Raw genomic sequence first — 16,982 nt, forward strand, 5'->3', positions numbered from 1 at the left:
CCAACGGGTCTGCGCATCCTAAAGGTTCTCGATGCGGTTATTGTGAAAACCGTATCGGTGCGGCTGCTCCGGCATCGTGCCGAAGCAGCCCTTCGGCTTACGGCAACACTGATCCAGTATCGCCGTCGTCATGATGTCTGGAAGGCTCGCAGATGTGTCGCGTGGCGCGGGGAAGACTGGCCGTCTTGCCAAGCTACGCGGCGCAGCCCGCGAGCCTTCCAGACATCACCCCATCACTTTGAATTCAACCTGTTGGGGCCAGCCCTGTCTGTCCGCATGCCGCAGGTCCCCGTCTCGACGATGCGCCAGTCTGCCTTCGCCGACGGCCCTGTGGCCTGCGAACAGACAGGGCTGGTAACGACGGCGATACTGGATCAGTGTTGCCTTAATCAGTGCTTGGCGTTCAATTCCTGCTGCACCAGCCACTTGGTGAGATCCACCAGTTCACTGAAGCTCTTGATGTTGGCGCTGCGGTACTTGCCATCGACCACGATGGTGGGCGTGCCATCCACGCCCCAGGCCTGGATCAGCGCGAGATCCTTCTTGATCTGCGCATCCACTTCCGGCGAGTTGGCGATCTTCAGGAATTCGTCGCGATTCACGCCCTGGCTGGCATAGAAATCGGCGATTTCGCTCATCGTGTTGATCGGGTACTGCTCCTTGAATTTCTTTTCGAACAACAGATCGTGCGTGCGATCGAGTACGCCGAGTTTCTTGGCCGCGTAATAGGCGCGTGCGAACGGCACCCAGCTGTCGTTGAACGGCGCCGGCACCAGCTTGAACTCCACGCCCTTGGGCAGCGCCTTGCGCAGCTCGTCGGCGTAGGTGGAGAACTCGGCGCAGTGAATGCAGGCGTAGGAGAACACCTCCACCACTTCGACTTTGCCGCTGTTGCTGTCGCGCTGGTAAGGCGCCTGCAGCGTGACGTATTGGTTACCGTTGGTGAAGGGTGCGGCAGCGCTGTCGGGAGTGGCCGCACTGCAGGCGGTGGTCAGCAACAGGCCGCAAAGCAGGGAGGCGAGACGGAATCGGGTGCTTTTGAACATGGTTCTTCCTGATGGCGAAGCGCGTCAGATTTGCTGGGATCAAAAACGAAAGCGCCCGGCGGACCGGGCGCGGTGGATGCTCGGCTTACTTGCCCGCAGCTTCCTTGGCCACAAGCCATTTGGTCAGTTCGATCGATTGCGCGTAACCGCCGGCATCGCTCGGCGTGAAACGGTATTTGCCGTTGACGACGAGGGTGGGCGTGGCATCCACGCCATAGGCTTTCATCATGTCGTCGGCGCGCTTCATCTGCGTGTTGACGCTGAAGGAATTGGCGACGGCGATGAACTGCTTGGGATCGACGCCGTACTTGGCGTAGAACTTCGCCACGTTATCGATCGTCGGCCATGCCGATTGCGGCTTCGGGCGGTTGGTGGTGAGGTCGTAGTTCGCCAGTTCGCCGGTTTTCCATACGGCGTCGAACATCGCATCGTGGCTTTTCTCGGCCACGCCCAGCGCCTTGGCGGCATAGTAGGCGCGCTGGAACAGCGGCCAGTTTTCGTCCGGACGGAACGAGGCCGCCAGATAAGTCATCTGCGCATTCGACGGCAGGCTCTTCTCGATCTGGTCGGCGGTGGTGTGGAACGCGTTGCAGGCTGGGCAGGCGTAGGAAAACACTTCCGTCACCACGATCTTGTCGGGATTGGCGGTCGGCTGCTGCGGCTCGATCGTGAAGTAATTCTTGCCTTCCACCCACTTGCCGTTGTCGACGAACGGCTCGGCTGGTGCCGAAGGCTTCTGCGGCGCGGGCGCCGTAGAGCCTGGCGCTGGCGTGGCCGCGGTGCTGGCGGATGCGGTGGTGGAGGTGGCGACAGGTGCTTGCGCTGTGCTGGCAGGAGCCGGCTTGGCGGCGGAGGCGGGGGTGGCCGGTGCGGATGTCTGGGCCGGTGCGGGCTGCGGCGACGTGCTGTCGGAACCGTTGTGACTGCAGGCGGCAAGCGCGATCAACGACGCGCAAAGAAAAGACAAACGCTTCAGCATGGCTGGCCTCGGGGAACGAAAAACAGGGGATAGGGATGCGCTGGTCATTTTACGGGAAATGGATCAGGGCACCCCTGGGACAACATGGCCGGCGTGAAGTTACGGCGACTTGGCGGTCGCGCTATGGTCGGCCACGTGCAGGCCCTCGATGTAGCTGGCCAAGGCCGCGATATCCTGCGGGTCAAGGTTCTTGGCGATGGTCGGCATGATCTGCGCATGCGCTTCGTGGCCCCAAGCCATGCCATCGTGGAAATCCTTCAACTTCGCTTCGATGTACTGCGCATGCTGGCTGGTGAGCTGCGGGTACATGGCGCCAGGGTTGCCGCGGCCGTCGATGGCATGGCATGCCATGCAGGCCGGAATGCCGCGCTGCGGATCGCCTTGGCGATAAAGCTGCTGTCCGTGCTCCACCAATGCCTGGTCGGCCACGCCCGGCAGCGGCTGCTTGCTGGCGAAGTAGGCGCCGATGTCGCGCATGTCCTGGTCCGACAGCGGGGTGACCATGCCCAGCATGATCGCGTTCTGCCGTTCGCCATCCTTGAAGTTGTGCAGCTGATGCGCGATGTACATCTCGTGCTGGCCAGCAAGCTTCGGGTATTGCGCATCGGAAGAGTTGCCATCCATGCCGTGGCAGGCGCCGCAGGCGGCGGCCTTGCCCTGGCCGGCAGTGGCGTCGCCGGGCTTGGTGGCCATCATCCAGTTGCCATCGTGCGGCGCGGCGGTGGGCACGGTGGCGGCCGGTGCGCTCGCGGCAGGAGCCGGCTTGGCGGCCGAAGCGGCAGCGGCCGGCGCGTTGGGCGCCTTGGTGTTCTGCGCAAGGACGGCGCCAGTGGAGAGAGCAAGAACCAGGGCTACTGCATTCACGACAGCGGGCCGGCAACCGGCGAGCCGAAAACTCATACACTTGCCTCCAGGAAACACTGTTGGATGTACGGTGCGCACCCTCAAGCCCTCCAGCGCACCGTGACTGGCAGAACTTCAAAATTATCTCCACCCCATCTTAGCCGGTCAAACCAAGGACCATGCCTACCAATCCACTCCAGGGCGCACAGTTCGTGCTCGCCGCCCATCGTGTCCAGCAACTGCCCCCCGACGAAGGCGCCGAGGTGGCATTTGCCGGACGTTCCAACGCGGGCAAATCCAGCGCCTTGAACGCATTGACCGGCCAGAAGGGCCTGGCGCGCACCTCGAAAACACCGGGGCGCACCCAGCAGATGGTCGCCTTTTCGCTACCGCCTGTGCTGCGCGGTGAAACGTCGCAGCTGCTGGACACGCGGCTGATCGATCTGCCTGGCTATGGCTATGCCAAGGTGCCCGAGGCCTTGCGCGAGCACTGGCGGCATGAAATCGACCGCTATCTGCATGTACGGCGCAGCTTGCGCGGTGTGGTGCTGATCGTGGACATCCGCCATCCGATGAAGGAATTCGACCGGATGATGATGGATTTCTGCATCGCCACGCTGCTGCCATGCCATGTGCTGCTGACCAAGGCGGACAAGCTGTCGCGCAATCAGGCCGCCCAGGCGCTGGCCGCGTTGCGCAAGGACATCGGTGCGAATACCCCAGTGACGCTGCAGGTGTTTTCAGCGCAGGATGGAACGGGTGTCGAAGAAGCGCGCGTCGCGGTCATCGGTTTGCTGGAGAGCGATGCGCGTAGCGGATGACCCCAACGGCCGTCATTCCCGCGAAAGCGGAAATCCCATTTGCTTCGACGCAACCATTCAAGGCGGATGCCCGTTTTCGCGGGCATGACGGCGCGCGGGATCACGCGTCGACGGTTTCCATGAAGACGGCGCACAAAGCTTCCATGCCGGCGCGGTCTTCGTCGTCGAAGCGGCCGATGGATGGACTGTCCACATCCCACACGCCCAGCAGCGTGCCGTCGGCCTTCACCAGCGGCACCACGATTTCCGATTGGGAGGCGGCATCACAGGCGATGTGGCCATCGAAATCATTCACGTTGCGCACCAGCTGCGTCTGGCGTGTTTGCGCCGCTGTGCCGCACACGCCTCTGCCAAGCGCAATGCGGATGCAGGCCGGCTTGCCCTGGAACGGTCCCACGACCAGTTCCGTGCCGTCATAGAAATAAAACCCGGCCCAGTTGAAGTCGGGCAGGCTGTGGAACACCAAGGCCGCGAAGTTGGCCGCATTGGCGATCAGGCTGGGCTCGCCGGCAAGCATGCCGCGAGCCTGCTCCACCAGATCGGCGTATTGCTCAGGTTTGCTTGCGGCCAGGCCGCTTTTGATCTCGAACATGACGTGTGGACTCGATTGCTGCAGACTGATGGGCCAAAGATGGGTTGTTCGAAGTGCGAGCACAAGGGGAATCGACTATGAGCGAGCAGCACGATGCTGCACACAGTGGACGCGTGGAAGCACACCGGCTGGATGGTTTCATCGACGCAGCCTTCGCCTTTGCGGCGAGCGTGCTGGCCATCGCCGGTGCCGAGGTGCCGCATAGCCTGAACGACCTCTTGTCGGCGCTCGACCGGATTCCGGCATTTGCCTGCAGCTTCGCCACCTTGATGATCTTCTGGCATCGCCACGTGCGCTGGCGCGACCACTTCCGGCTGCATGACACCACCAGCCTGATGCTGAGCTTGATGCTGGTGTTCTTCGCCTTGATTTTTGTCTACCCGTTGAACATGTTGTTCCAGGCGATGTTCGGCGCGTTCTATGCCGCTTTTGCGCATCAGGAATTGTCCGGCAGCCTGACCATCAACAGCGCGCACGACGTGAAAGCGCTCTATCTTTGCTACGGCATGGCCTATGCGTGCATGGCGGGTTGCCTTGCCGGGCTTTATCGCCATAGCTTGCGCAAGGCGCACATGTCGCAGGTGGAGCGGATCGATGCGCGCGAAAATTTCTATACGCAACTGGGCTCGATTGGCGTGGCCTTGTTGTCGCTCATCGTGACCCTGGTCATTCCCGGGACGACGGCATGGACGGCGTTGCCCGGTTGCCTCTATATCCTGTTGAGCCCGATCTATTGGATGGGCGGGCGTTGGGCGAGCAAGGCCAAGTCGAGGGTCGCGTGAGTTCCTCGCTATTTGTAGCCGGCACCGATACCGGCATCGGCAAAACCCATGCCGCTTGCACGTTGCTCCATGCCCTGCGCGCGAGGGGCCAAAGTGTCTGCGGCATGAAGCCGGTCGCCACCGGTTGCGCCGATAGCGTGGATGGCCTGCGCAACGACGATGCGCTGGCGCTCCAGGCGGCGAGTGCGCCGTCGCCAACCTACGAAGAGATCAATCCCATCGCCTTGCGCGAACCTCTGTCGCCGCATCTGGCGGCGGCTCACGCCGGCGTGACGATCGTGTTGCCGCCGCTGCACGCCGCGTATCAGAAACTACGCACGCGTTACGATGCGGTGATCGTGGAAGGCGTAGGCGGTTGGCGAGTGCCGCTGGCGCCCGGCTTGCTCGCCTCGGCATTGCCCAGGGCGTGGGATTTGCCGGTGGTGCTGGTGGTGGGGCTGCGGCTTGGATGTTTGAATCACGCGCTGCTCAGCGCCGAGGCCATCCTGGCGGATGGTTGCCGGCTGGCTGGCTGGATTGGGAACTGCATCGACCCGGCGATGTCCGCGATCGAGGAGAATATCGCCACCTTGCATGCATCTTTGCCAGCACCTTGCCTGGGCATCCTGCCGCATGGGCTGCCGCCGGAGCGGGCGTCGCACTTGCTGGACCTGGCAGCGCTGTGCTTTTGAGGAAAGCTGCGCCAGCCCGGCCTTCTACGTCAGGAACGGTCACCAAAAAGGGAGGAACCATGACCAACCGCACTCACTACTATCTGCAGATCAAGGATCTCAAGCATGCACGCGGCGCGGAGCCTGCGCTGAGCTACGACGGCGCCGGCCCGAACGATTTCGCCGCGGCCTTGCAGGAAGCATTGCGCAGTCCGCTGCTGTTCCAGCGCTGGCGCGCGATGCAGCCCGATCCCGATAGCGTGGACGAGCGCCTGGGCGTGACCGATCAGCTCGCTACCGTGAGCGCCAAGGTGGCGGATTTGAATACCGATGTCGAAGTCATCAGCAGCTTGCCGATGAGCATCGTGCGACAGCGCCTGACCTGGCTGATTGGCACAAGCTGGCAGCTGCACGACGTGCGTCCCGCCTGACGCAGGTTGGGTTGGCGCAGCGCAAGCCAACGATGTCGCCCGAATGCTGGATGGTTCCGAAGCAAGTCCGAGTAAATCCAGCCTGCGCTATGCCGCATCGGCAGCGGCTTTGCTGCGTCCAGGAAATATCAGCTGCAATGGATTGGCAAGCACATAACGCCACAGTGTGCGATGGATTTCCCGCCGCGCGCGTCGTTGCATCGGTCGTGCGCGCAAGGCCATCTGGAACGCCAGCGTAAAACTGACCGCCACGTTGAGCATGGCCATCACCGCGGTGCCTGCCAATGACCACCAGATGTCGTGCGTGGCGAACGCTTCGCGGCCGAGCACGCCGATCGATGTGCCGATCGAACCCGCCGCCACCGTCACGTGGCGCACTTCGTAAGGCAGCGCAAACGCGGTGAGTACCACCGGCACCAGGCCCAGCATCATGCCCAAGGTAAAATTACCGACCACGCCGGCCACATTGCGGCGCGAGAAGTTGGCGAAACGCGCCGCGCCGCGCTCGCCCAGCACGAAGCGCAGGCGGCGGTTGTAGGAAAGTACGTCGCGCAGGCGATGCAGGACGAACCAGTTGTCGGCCCAGCCGGATAGCAGGCTCGATACCCATAGCAGCACGCCCGTCATCACGGCCCACAGCGGCGTGGCGCCGAGCAGCGAAAACGAATGGATGGTGGTGTGGGCCTTGTCCGGGTTGAGGAAGTTGATGCCGAATAGATGGTGCGCCAGCAACTGGATGATCAGGCATCCCGGCAGGACGGCCACCAGGTTGCCGAAAATCGCCGCTGCCTGCGTGCGGATCAGCGCCACCACTGCCTGCACGAAATCATGCATGCCTTGCGGCGTGCCGATGCCATCCAGCTTCTGCGCCAGCATCGGTGCGGTCATCGCCGGTTGCTTGGTAGCCAGCGTGAAGTGCATGAAATGCATCAACAGGAACGCGGCGGCGTAATTGATGCCGGCAAAAAAGCCTTCCACCATCGGATGCATGTGCAGGCTGAAGATGAAGAACTTGATGTAGACCGCGGCCACCATCACCATGCCGCCACCGAAAGCTGCCCACAACATGGACAGGTAATTTTTCCGGTCGTAGGCAACGTAGTGCTCGCCGTCCTCCGCGCTACGGTCGACCACCTTGCGCGCCAGCAAGGAGAAATTGCTGCGCATCAAGCCAGTGACGCTGTGGCTGGCATGGTTGGCGGCGATGAGATCGGCAAACAAGCTTGCGATAGGTTGGGTCGAATCGCTATGCCGCCGGATGGCGAGCCACGCTTCCATCAAGCGTTCGGTACGCACGATGCGTGCGCGCATGCGTTCGAGCTGGAACACGATGTCGACGCTGACGCCGTTTTCGTCCAGATGCGCATGCACGTCGCGCAAGGCGCGATGGCACTCGTCGAGCAGGGCGCGCAAGTAATTCACTTCCTGCAACAAGATTCGGCTGACGCGGGCATCGTCGGCATCGTCGGCGGCTGTTTCGATGGCAAGCATGGCGCGCGGAAGCTTATAGAACGGCAATGTATCGAGCCGCTTTTCGCTGAGGCGGGTGCGAATCGCTTTCGAAAGCCCGGTCGAGCCAATCTGCCCGATCAGGTTGTGCATCGCCGCCAGCAGCTCGATCGATAAACGATCGTGGGATGTCCCGGCAGCGCCGTCTTCGCGATTCTCCGCGCCGGCAGCTTCATTCTGCACGGCTTGCCGATGAACGAACAGCTCGCTCAATTTCTCCAGCAGTTCGCGCGGCAGCGCTGCCACCCACTGGGCGTCGTCGGCGGAGGGAAACATCAACGTGAACAGGTTCGACAGATCGCGACTGTTTGGCGCAATCGGAATCAGCGAATCCTGCAGGCGTTCGATCAATGCGCCAGTGAAACCGGAATGTGCCGGCATGCCCGAATCGCACAGCAGCGCCATCGCATCCATCTCACGCACGATGCCTTGCAGGGTCAACGCGACACGTGCCTTCCATTCGGGATTGCGATCCAGCAATTGCAGCAGATAGCGCAGGCGCACGTGCGGCGGATATTTGGGCACCTGATCCGGCTGTTGCGCATCGCGGGCGATCGGGCCTTCGCGATGCAGCCAGTGCGACACCTCGACCAGCCATTCGTTGCGTGCGGCCAGTTCCGCGCGCGGATCGGCATGCGCCAGCAGGGCATCGATCTGCCGGCCGGTGCGCAGGGCATCGCGCCATTTGCGCCAGAAGCGGGTGATGGATGTGAATACAGCCATGCCTATAACGTCCTTCGTTGTCGGCTAACGAATCCGCCACCCTTCGGATTCGCCGGTATGGCCAAGTCTGGATCACTTGGCTCAAAGCTGCACGTTCCTGTGCGAAAGGCTTATCGCTATATGGAACGTGCGTTCAATGATCGCGTTGCTGGATGAAGTCTGCCAGCCACAGCAACGGCTCGGCATGATCGGACATGCTGCGGCCCGCATCGCGTGCCTCGTCGAACAGGTCATTGGCGCGCTGCCTGGCCTGTTCCAAACCGAGCAGCGATGGGAACGTCGACTTGTGTTGCGCGAGATCCTTGCCGGCGGTCTTGCCCAGCGTGGCGGTATCGGCGATCTGGTCCAGCACGTCATCCTGGATCTGGAAGGCCAGGCCGATGCACTTGCCGTAACGCTCCAGCGCATGCCTGGCTGTTTCGGTCGCGTTCGCGGCGATGCCGGCAAGCTGGCAGGTGACCAGAATCAGTGCGCCGGTCTTGCGGGCGTGCAGCGATTCCAGCTGCGCCAGCGTCAGCGTCTTGTTTTCCGAGGCCATGTCGACGGCCTGGCCGCCGACCATGCCGAGCGAGCCGGAGGCGTGGGCAAGCGCACGGATCATGCGCACTTTCTGATCTGCATCGAGCGCTTCGGTGGTGGCCAGCACCTCGAACGCGGAGGTCTGCAGCGCATCGCCGACCAGGATGCCGATGGCTTCGTCATACGCCTTGTGCACGGTGGGTCGACCGCGGCGCAGGTCGTCGTTGTCCATTGCCGGCAGATCGTCGTGCACCAGCGAATAGGCGTGGATAAGCTCCACCGCGCAGGCCGCTGCATCCAGTTTTTCGGCCGGTACGCCAAGCGTTTCGCCGGCTGCGTACACCATCAGCGCGCGCAGATGCTTGCCGCCGTCGCAGGCGTAGCGCATGGCCTCATGCAGGCGCTCCGGATCGGTCGAAGCGGCCGGCAGCAAGGCAGCCGTGCTGCGCTCCAGGCGCTTGAGGTACGCCGGTACGCGCTCGGCAAAGATGGAGGCTTCGGAAGAAGTCGTGCTCATGCAAAATCCGGACAGGAAAGGGGCAGCCCAAGCGAGGCTCGACACTTTAACATTTCAAGGAAAATGCAGGCTGGAATGTTCGCGGGAATGGCGGCCATGGGGTGACACGTCGCGAACTCAGGCCTCGCGGTACCAGAGCAGGATCACGCCGACCAGCATGAAGCAGCTGGGCCACACCCACCCCGCGATGCGCCCGCCACGCCCGGGCAGGCGCAATTCCAGCCAGCGAGCCCAGCCCGACGCGACGCCGGCCAGTGCCAAGGGCGTATGGGTCAGCTCGATAAGCAGCTGATCCTTCACATTCGAGATCTGGTGGCTGTGCGTGAGCAGCATCGCGCCGCCGACCGATACCAGCAGGGGAAACACCAGCGCTGCCTTGGGACTATGCAGACGTCCGGTGCGCACCGCCCACTCGAACAGGCCGAACAGAATGATCAACGCCACGAAGAAGCGATGCTGCGCCACTTCCACGTCACGCCACGCCACCCAGAAGCCTTCCTGGCCCATCGGCCACACTTCCGGGTCGGAACGCACCAGCAGAAACCCGGCCATCAACAGGAACAGCAATGGCCAGTGTCTGAGCCATCTCACGCCCGCACGGTTGAGCAGGGCAAGCAAACCGATCACCAGGACGAAGATCCCGGCCCAATGATGGTTGTATTCCGACCAGGCGATGTCATCGGCATTGCGCGGCGGCAACACGCCCGAACCGGGTACGTTGGCCTGCGCAGCGGATTGATGGCGCAGCGCGGCTTCCTTGTCCAATTGTGTCTGCATTTGCGAGAGCGCGAGCTGATCGTGGTCGGGCGACGTGAGCCGCGGCCATGCCGGCGCATTGCGCACGGCAATCTCGTGCAAGGTGACGCGATCGGTGGTGAGGTCGACCGCGGGCGGTACCGACGTCAACGATGCAGCGGCAAAGAAGATGGTGAAGCCAATGCCGATTTCCACTTCGGCAAAGCGGCGCAGACGCATCACCGATGTGTCCTGGTTCTTGCGCAGCCGCTCGGTTACCAGCAGATTGCCGAGGCCAAGCAGCAGCAGGGCGAGGAACATCGCGATCTTCGCGCCGACCATCACGCCATACGCCGTGCCATAAAAGCCCGGCAGGTCACCGATGTAGTACACGCACATCACCGAGCCGGAAATGACGATGCTGGCCACGCCGATCATCGACATGCGCGAGAAACGCGCACCAACGATGCGCCAGCCGTTCGCATCCTGCAGTTTGCCGAGCGCCAGCACGAAACAAGGAATCGCACCGATCCAGATTGCCGCGCCGAACTGATGCAGCCCTTCCACGAACAGCAGCAGCACGTTATGGTCCAGGCGCGCATAGGCGTGCGTGGTGAACGTGGCCGCCATCAGTTCCGCCGCACCGAGCAGCAGCGGTAGCGCGGCACCAAGCACGCCGGTGGACATGCGCTGGCCCAGGCATGGAATCAGCAATAACGCGCAGAGAATCTTGATCGTGCCGGCGATCGCGAACGGCGCCTGCATCACATCCAGGAAGGTCAAATCGACGGTGGATTTCACCACGGCCACTTGCAAGCCCACGCCAGCAACTTCGGCCAGGATCAGGCCGATCGCGCTCCAGATGGTGAGCTTCGCGATACGCCGCTCAAGATCTGCGCCCTGTGGCAACAGCTGCATGAATGGACGTACCAGGAAAACCAGGAACAAAATGCCACCCAGCGTCATCGACTGCGCAACGATGGTGAGGCCATGCAGGATGATGCTGAGGTAGCCGAAGATGTCGACGAGAAGTTCCACGGGAGTGCTCATATAGGCTGGGATGAACGCAAGCGAACCCCAACACGGCGGTGGATGGATGATGGCTATGTTGGGGTTCGCGTGCGCTTACCCCAGTTGACGCGACTACTTGACGGTAAAGGCCAGATCGCCGCGCGTGATATGGCCGTCCAGCGCCAACGCCTGCCAGCGCAGCGTGTACGCACCTGGCGCAAGGTCAGCCGCGGTATCGAGTTCGTTGCTCTTGCTGTCGGCGGCGATGGCCAGCACCTTTTCGCTCTTGTCCGGCCCGATCAGCACCAGGCGCGAGCGATGCTGGTCGATCTTGCTGTTGTACTTGAACATCATCTGCACGTGGCCGGCGGCGAGCGTGCCGTTCGGCTTGGGTGTGCTGTCGACCAGGATGGCGTGGGCGGATGCGGTCACGCTGACGAAGGCGCATGCCGTGGCGAGCAGGAATGCTCCAAAACGATGACGCGGGAACATGGCGGGTTCTCCTAAGACATGGCCGTGGCGGCGGTGATTCGAAGAGGTTATCGATGCCAGCCCAGGCTTGGCCCCGCCGCGGCGGCGACGGCGCGCAGCGCCTGTGTGGCTCGTTGCATGCGTGAGTATAGTCGGGGCAGTTCGCCCAGTAGCGATGGATGCCGGCAGAAGGCCGCCATCAGTTTCAGCGGGCGCGGGCGTCCCCACGCGTCCACGCTGCCATTCAACGCTTCCGGAATCAGGTCGTCGCATTCATCGACGATCGCGCGCAGCACCAGTAACGGCAGGCCATGCTTCTCGGCGACCGCTGCGACGGCGGCGCTCTCCATATCCACGGCCAGCGCCTCGTAGCGCTGATGGGCGCGCGCCTTGGCTACGGCGGTCAGCAAGGGCGAGGTGACACTGAGCAAGGCGCCATCGGCAGGGAGCGACGTGGCCAGCCGTTGCTGCAGGCGGATGCGCCACTCCAGATCCGTGTAATACGTGTGCCCTTCTTCATCCAGCACGCATTCTGGACAGAACAATGCGCCGTTGCGCAGATGCGTGCTGAGTGCGCCGGCCACGCCGAATACGGCGAGGGCGGTGGCGCCCGCGTCGATCAGCATTTCAGCGGCGTGCCGGGCAGCGATCGGGCCCATGCCGCCGAGGCATAGCGCCGCGCCGTCCGTGAGTGCGGTGACGTGGCCGGGCTTCGTGGCGTGCGAGGTAAGCGTGCCGGCTTCCGATGCCAGCGCGACGACGATGCCAGTCGTGTGGATGGCTTGCGTCGCGCTCAAGCCGCGGCCGATGACAACTGGCGGTAGCGCGACAGCGCCCACAGCGGGAAGTACGCGGTATAGCCGTGGTACTTCAGGTAATACACGCGCGGGAAGCCGGGGGCATTGTGCGTGGGATTGGACCAGAAGCCGTCGTCCTTCTGGTCGGCAAGCAGGAATTCGATGCCGCGGCGTACCGATTCCGAATGCACTTCACCGACGGCCATCTGTGCGAGCAAGGCCCATGCGGTGGATTGGGAAGTGCTCAGCCCGCCATGGGTCCCGCGCAATGCCGGATCGATGTAGCTGTCGTTGGTTTCGCCCCAGCCTCCGTCGGCGTTCTGGCAAGAGCGCAGCCATTCCACGGCTTTGCGGATCATCGGCTGCCTGGGGTCTTCGCCAGCCAGCGCGAGGCCCGCCAGCACGCTCCACGTGCCATAGATGTAATTGCTGCCCCAGCGCCCCCAGAAGCTGCCGTCTTCCAACTGCGTGGAGCGCAGGTAGTCGATACAGCGGCGCATTGCTTCGCGATCCTGCGGACGATCGAGCACGCCCAATGCCGCGACGACGCGGCCGGACACGTCTTCCGTAGGCGGGTCGAGCAGGGCGCCGTGATCGGCGAACGGAATCGCGTTGAGGTAGTAGTAGGTGTTGTCCGCATCGAAGGCAGCGAAGCCGCCGTTCTTCGATTGCAGGCCGATCATCCAGTCCATCGCGCGATCGGTATTGAAGCGATGCCGCTCCGGCTCGCCGCGGCGGCGAGCCTGGATATGCAACAGCGCGGCGGCCACCGCGGTGTCGTCGATATCGGGATAGTAGGCATTGTTGTACTGGAAGGCCCAGCCGCCCGGCTTGAGCTCAGGCGCGCGCACGGCCCAATCGCCTTGCAATTCCAGTTCCTGCTTGGAGACCAGCCAGTCGATGGATTGGTCGATGGCGCCTTGCGTCTGCGCATCGTCGCTGGTGTGCATCAGCGTGAACGCGCTCCACACCGTGTCCCAGATCGGCGACACGCAGGGCTGGCAATACGCCGAACCGTCCGCGCGATGCACGACCAGCTTCTGGATCGAGCGCAGGCAGGTTTGCCGCGCCGGGTGATCCTTGGGATAGCCGAGCAGCGCCATGGCTTCGAGGCTGTTGACCATCGGCGGGAAGATCGCGCCGATGCCATCTTTGCCATTGAGGCGCGGCATGAACCAGTCGACCGCTTTCTTGACCGCGCGCTGGCGCATCGCCTTGGGAATGAACGGATCGATGACGGCCCGGGCAATTTTGTCCACCGCCAGGAACGTGCGGTTCAACCATCCGCCGAGCACGAAGTAATGGCGCTCCTGCTCCGGCGGCGTGACGAACAGCTCGCGGATGTGCACCTTGCGCGGATTGGCCGCCTTCGCCTTCAGCGAGGTAAGAATGGTGAGCGGCACCAGCGTGGTGCGCGCCCAATACGACATTTTGTTGATGTGGAACGGAAACCAGCGCGGCAGCAGCATGATTTCCACCGGCACGTACGGCGTGGCGCGCCACGGCACCTGCTCGAACAGCGCCAGCAGGATGCGCGTGAACACGTTGGCCTTGGCTGCGCCGCCGTGCGCAAGAATGGCCTCGCGCGCGATGCGCATATGCTCGGCGCCGGGGTCGTCACCGGCGGCTTTCAGCGCGTAATAACCCTTGATGGTGCACGACAGATCGATGTCGCCGCCGTGGTATTGCGACCAGCCGCCGTGCCCGTCCTTCACCTGCGTGGCGCGCAGGTAGCGCGCCATTTTCTCCTGCAGCGCATCGTCGATGTCATCCATGTAATGCATCATCAGGATGTATTCGGCGGTGATGGTGCAGTCCGATTCCAGCTCGAAGCACCAGTGGCCGTCGTCATGTTGACGATCCAGCAAGGCTGCACGACCGCGCTCGATCGCCTGGTCCAGCGTGCTGTTTTTGGCAGAGCCGAACAGATCGCGGGTAGCCAGGTCATCGGTGGCGACGGTGGCGGTCTTGGTGAACGGCTTCATCGGTGATTGACTTCTTGCACATCGGCGACGTCGGCCGGCTCGCGCCAGGTGGCTGCATCGGCGATGTGCGGGATCGAACGCTTCGGCCAGGTACGGGCCGGGGTGGAGGGCTCACTCCATTCGGCCGCGAGCGGTGTCAACGGCAAACCGCGTGCGGTCGTCGCAAACAGCCAGCGCAAGCCGGTATTAGACTTGCACAGCAGGCGCGTCATCAGGATGGTGCGGGCGACGTCCTTGCGCGAAATCTTGACCTGGGTGCCGGCCGAAAAATCCAGGTTGTTTTGCAGCTTGCGCAACGTCAGTACGGCCATGCCGGTTGCCCATAAGCAAAAGCGGCGAATGCCGGCATGCTTGGTGGGAATCAGCAAGGTGTATTCCAGCGCCAGGCGCAGATGCGCATGCGCAATGCCGACCAGCTCGGACATGGTGGCCGCATAGCCGGCATTCTGCTTGCCGGCTTGCAGCGTGGCGAGCTTCACGCCGTGGCGCGCGAACATGTCCTGCGGCAACCAGCAGGCGCCGCGTGCGCGGTCTTCCCATTGGTCCTTGAGGATATTGACCATCTGCAAGCCCTGGCCGAACGACACCGCCAGGCGCAGCATGGTGTTGCGATGGGGCGCCAGCACCGGTTCGAAATCGACGAACAGTTCGGTGAGCATCTCGCCGACCACGCCGGCCACGCAATAGCAGTAACGGTCCATGTCCTGCATCGTCGGCAAGCCATGCAGGCCGGCTTTGCGCTGAAACTCATGCATGCCGCGCGACATGATGCGCAGGCACTTCACCACGGATGCCTGTTGCGGGGGCGACAGGCTGCGCGTCACTTCGAGCACCAGCGGCAGCTGTTGCATCAGGTCGCGTTCTGCATCCAGCGTACTGCTGGACAGCCGGGGCGCGACTTCGTCGGCGACTTCTTGCGGATCGGCGTCGCCGACCACCGCGTCGACGAAGGCATTTTCATATGCGCGCTTCTGCTCGGCGGAGAACACCGGTTCGTCTTCGATGGTGTCGGCGATGCGGCATAGCAGATACGCATTCGCAACCGCGCGCCGCAGTTCCGGTGGAAGCTGCGGGATGGTCAGCGCAAAAGTCCGGGATACCTTGGGCAGGATCGCCTCCTGATAGGTATCGGCCTCCCCGCGTCCGGTACCGGCGGTGGCATTGTGCAATTCGATCATGGGTATGCCTCAAGCACCGGAATTATGACATACCCGTACGGGCGCGAATCCGGAACGGCAGTTGATGCGGTCGTGCGGGAAAGTGCCATATGCGGTATGCGCACGCTGGCTTGGGGCTGGCGGGGTGGGGTAGGCATCGCAATATGCTGAAGCACATCAGGTGCTTGAACAAGTCTGCACGATGACAGGGTAAGCGCTGACGCGTCGCTTTGAAATGCAGACGAAAGGAAAGCAGGATGAAAGCCAGCGCATCGGCCGAAGAATTTCATCCATAATCTGTGGATGAAAATCCCCACTTGTTTTACGACGCGCGTCGCTGTTTGCATGGGTTCGAGGGCTAGCCGGGTAATGCCGTCGTGAGGGCACTGGTAACCGGCGCCACCGGTTTCGTTGGCTCGGCCATGGCGCGCCGGTTGTTGCGTGATGGCCATCGCGTGCGCGTGCTGGCGCGTGCAGGATCGGATCGGCGCAACCTGCAGGGCCTGGATGTGGAAGTGGCGGAAGGCGATCTCACCAGGCCGGCCAGCCTGCTGCCCGCTTGCGATGGTTGCGATGCGCTGTTCCATGTGGCGGCTGATTACCGCCTATGGGCGCCTGATCCGGCCGACCTTTATCGCGCCAATGTCGAGGGCACGCGCGCCATGCTGGAAGCGGCCAGGCAGGTCGGTGTGAAGCGCGTCGTCTACACCAGCAGCGTGGCGACGCTGGGCATTCCCAAGGACGGCACGCCTGGCAGCGAGAGCACGCCGGTGTCGGTGGACGACATGATCGGCCACTACAAGCGTTCCAAGTTCCTGGCCGAAGAAGTGGCCAGGCAGTTCGCCGACGATGGCGTGCCGGTGGTGATCGTCAACCCTTCCACCCCGATTGGCCCGCATGACATCAAACCCACGCCCACTGGCCGCATCGTGCGTGACGCGATGGCCGGACGCCTGCCGGCCTATGTCGACACCGGCCTCAACATCGTGCACGTGGACGATGTGGCCGAGGGCCATTGGCTGGCGTATGAGCGCGGCGTGGTGGGCGAGCGTTACATCCTCGGCGGCTTCAATATGAGTCTGCGCGAGGTGCTTACCGAAATTGCCGACATCGCCGGCCGCTCGCCGCCCAAGATAAGCCTGCCGCATGCGGCGGTGATGCCGGTGGCCTATGTTGCCGAAGCCTGGGCACGGCTTACCGGCAAGCATCCGATCGCCACGGTGGAGGAAGTGCGCATGTCGAAGAAGCGCATGTTCTTCAGCAGCGAGAAGGCGCAGCGTGAGCTGGGTTATACGGCGCGTCCGGCGCGATTGGCGCTGGAAGATGCGGTGCGGTGGTTTCAGCAGCTTTGACCCACACGGCCGTCATTGTGAAACAAGAAACCCCCGGCATTGCCGGGGTGGCTGGACCAGTT

Annotated in this window: 16 protein-coding genes; 5 read left to right on the forward strand and 11 right to left on the reverse strand. The window is 63.0% G+C overall.

The window, feature by feature from the left end; genetic code table 11:
• Window positions 1–389: 389 nt before the first annotated feature.
• The 3 genes from V7M64_RS15435 to V7M64_RS15445 all read right to left on the reverse strand — a co-directional run bounded on the left by V7M64_RS15435 (window position 390) and on the right by V7M64_RS15445 (window position 2,925).
• The gene (locus tag V7M64_RS15435; protein ID WP_333680264.1) at window positions 390–1,046 is read right to left on the reverse strand and encodes a thiol:disulfide interchange protein DsbA/DsbL; all 657 of its coding nucleotides are present in this window, start codon (window positions 1,044–1,046) and stop codon (window positions 390–392) included.
• Window positions 1,047–1,131: 85 nt separating this feature from the next.
• Window positions 1,132–2,025 (reverse strand): thiol:disulfide interchange protein DsbA/DsbL, encoded by an 894-nt coding sequence (locus tag V7M64_RS15440; RefSeq protein ID WP_333680266.1) that lies wholly within the window; start codon window positions 2,023–2,025, stop codon window positions 1,132–1,134.
• A 99-nt stretch (window positions 2,026–2,124) separates the two neighbouring features.
• A complete protein-coding gene (locus tag V7M64_RS15445; RefSeq protein ID WP_333680268.1) occupies window positions 2,125–2,925 on the reverse strand; it encodes a c-type cytochrome in 801 nt (266 codons plus the stop codon).
• Window positions 2,926–3,047: 122 nt separating this feature from the next.
• On the opposite strand from V7M64_RS15445, the gene yihA reads away from it, so the two are divergent.
• Entirely contained in the window at window positions 3,048–3,689 is a 642-nt protein-coding gene (gene yihA, locus V7M64_RS15450) for a ribosome biogenesis GTP-binding protein YihA/YsxC (RefSeq protein WP_333680270.1), read from the forward strand.
• A gap of 100 nt (window positions 3,690–3,789) precedes the next feature.
• Here the strand turns inward: yihA and V7M64_RS15455 are convergent, their stop codons facing one another.
• On the reverse strand, window positions 3,790–4,281 hold the full coding sequence (locus tag V7M64_RS15455; RefSeq protein ID WP_333680272.1) for a GAF domain-containing protein: 492 nt from the start codon (window positions 4,279–4,281) through the stop codon (window positions 3,790–3,792).
• A gap of 77 nt (window positions 4,282–4,358) precedes the next feature.
• Here V7M64_RS15455 and V7M64_RS15460 point away from each other — a divergent pair, with 77 nt between their 5' ends.
• The 3 genes from V7M64_RS15460 to V7M64_RS15470 are packed head-to-tail and all read left to right on the forward strand — an operon-like array spanning window position 4,359 to window position 6,144.
• A complete protein-coding gene (locus tag V7M64_RS15460; protein ID WP_333680273.1) occupies window positions 4,359–5,063 on the forward strand; it encodes a TMEM175 family protein in 705 nt (234 codons plus the stop codon).
• A complete protein-coding gene (gene bioD / locus V7M64_RS15465) occupies window positions 5,060–5,734 on the forward strand; it encodes a dethiobiotin synthase (RefSeq protein WP_333680274.1) in 675 nt (224 codons plus the stop codon). The genes V7M64_RS15460 and bioD overlap by 4 nt, the downstream gene beginning before the upstream one ends.
• Before the next feature lie 59 nt (window positions 5,735–5,793).
• On the forward strand, window positions 5,794–6,144 hold the full coding sequence (locus V7M64_RS15470) for a hypothetical protein (protein ID WP_333680275.1): 351 nt from the start codon (window positions 5,794–5,796) through the stop codon (window positions 6,142–6,144).
• A gap of 87 nt (window positions 6,145–6,231) precedes the next feature.
• Here V7M64_RS15470 and V7M64_RS15475 read toward each other — a convergent pair whose 3' ends face one another.
• From V7M64_RS15475 to V7M64_RS15505, 7 genes are all read right to left on the reverse strand, one after another.
• Entirely contained in the window at window positions 6,232–8,376 is a 2,145-nt protein-coding gene (locus tag V7M64_RS15475; RefSeq protein WP_333680276.1) for a site-specific recombinase, read from the reverse strand.
• A gap of 133 nt (window positions 8,377–8,509) precedes the next feature.
• On the reverse strand, window positions 8,510–9,412 hold the full coding sequence (locus V7M64_RS15480) for a polyprenyl synthetase family protein (protein ID WP_333680278.1): 903 nt from the start codon (window positions 9,410–9,412) through the stop codon (window positions 8,510–8,512).
• Window positions 9,413–9,529: 117 nt separating this feature from the next.
• On the reverse strand, window positions 9,530–11,185 hold the full coding sequence (locus tag V7M64_RS15485) for a CopD family protein (protein ID WP_333680279.1): 1,656 nt from the start codon (window positions 11,183–11,185) through the stop codon (window positions 9,530–9,532).
• 105 nt (window positions 11,186–11,290) lie between these two features.
• Entirely contained in the window at window positions 11,291–11,650 is a 360-nt protein-coding gene (locus V7M64_RS15490) for a copper resistance CopC family protein (RefSeq protein WP_333680280.1), read from the reverse strand.
• Between the two features lie 47 nt (window positions 11,651–11,697).
• Window positions 11,698–12,426 carry a purine and other phosphorylase-like protein, family 1 gene (locus V7M64_RS15495; protein ID WP_333680281.1) on the reverse strand — a complete coding sequence of 243 codons (729 nt, stop codon included), beginning with the start codon at window positions 12,424–12,426 and terminating at the stop codon, window positions 11,698–11,700.
• On the reverse strand, window positions 12,423–14,411 hold the full coding sequence (shc, locus tag V7M64_RS15500) for a squalene--hopene cyclase (RefSeq protein WP_333680282.1): 1,989 nt from the start codon (window positions 14,409–14,411) through the stop codon (window positions 12,423–12,425). Before shc ends, V7M64_RS15495 begins: the two co-directional genes overlap by 4 nt.
• Entirely contained in the window at window positions 14,408–15,589 is a 1,182-nt protein-coding gene (locus V7M64_RS15505) for a phytoene/squalene synthase family protein (protein ID WP_333680283.1), read from the reverse strand. Before V7M64_RS15505 ends, shc begins: the two co-directional genes overlap by 4 nt.
• A gap of 356 nt (window positions 15,590–15,945) precedes the next feature.
• On the opposite strand from V7M64_RS15505, the gene hpnA reads away from it, so the two are divergent.
• The gene (hpnA, locus tag V7M64_RS15510; protein WP_333680284.1) at window positions 15,946–16,920 is read left to right on the forward strand and encodes a hopanoid-associated sugar epimerase; all 975 of its coding nucleotides are present in this window, start codon (window positions 15,946–15,948) and stop codon (window positions 16,918–16,920) included.
• Window positions 16,921–16,982: the final 62 nt, after the last annotated feature.

The organism is Dyella sp. (assembly GCF_036746095.1).
Classification (GTDB): domain Bacteria; phylum Pseudomonadota; class Gammaproteobacteria; order Xanthomonadales; family Rhodanobacteraceae; genus Dyella_B.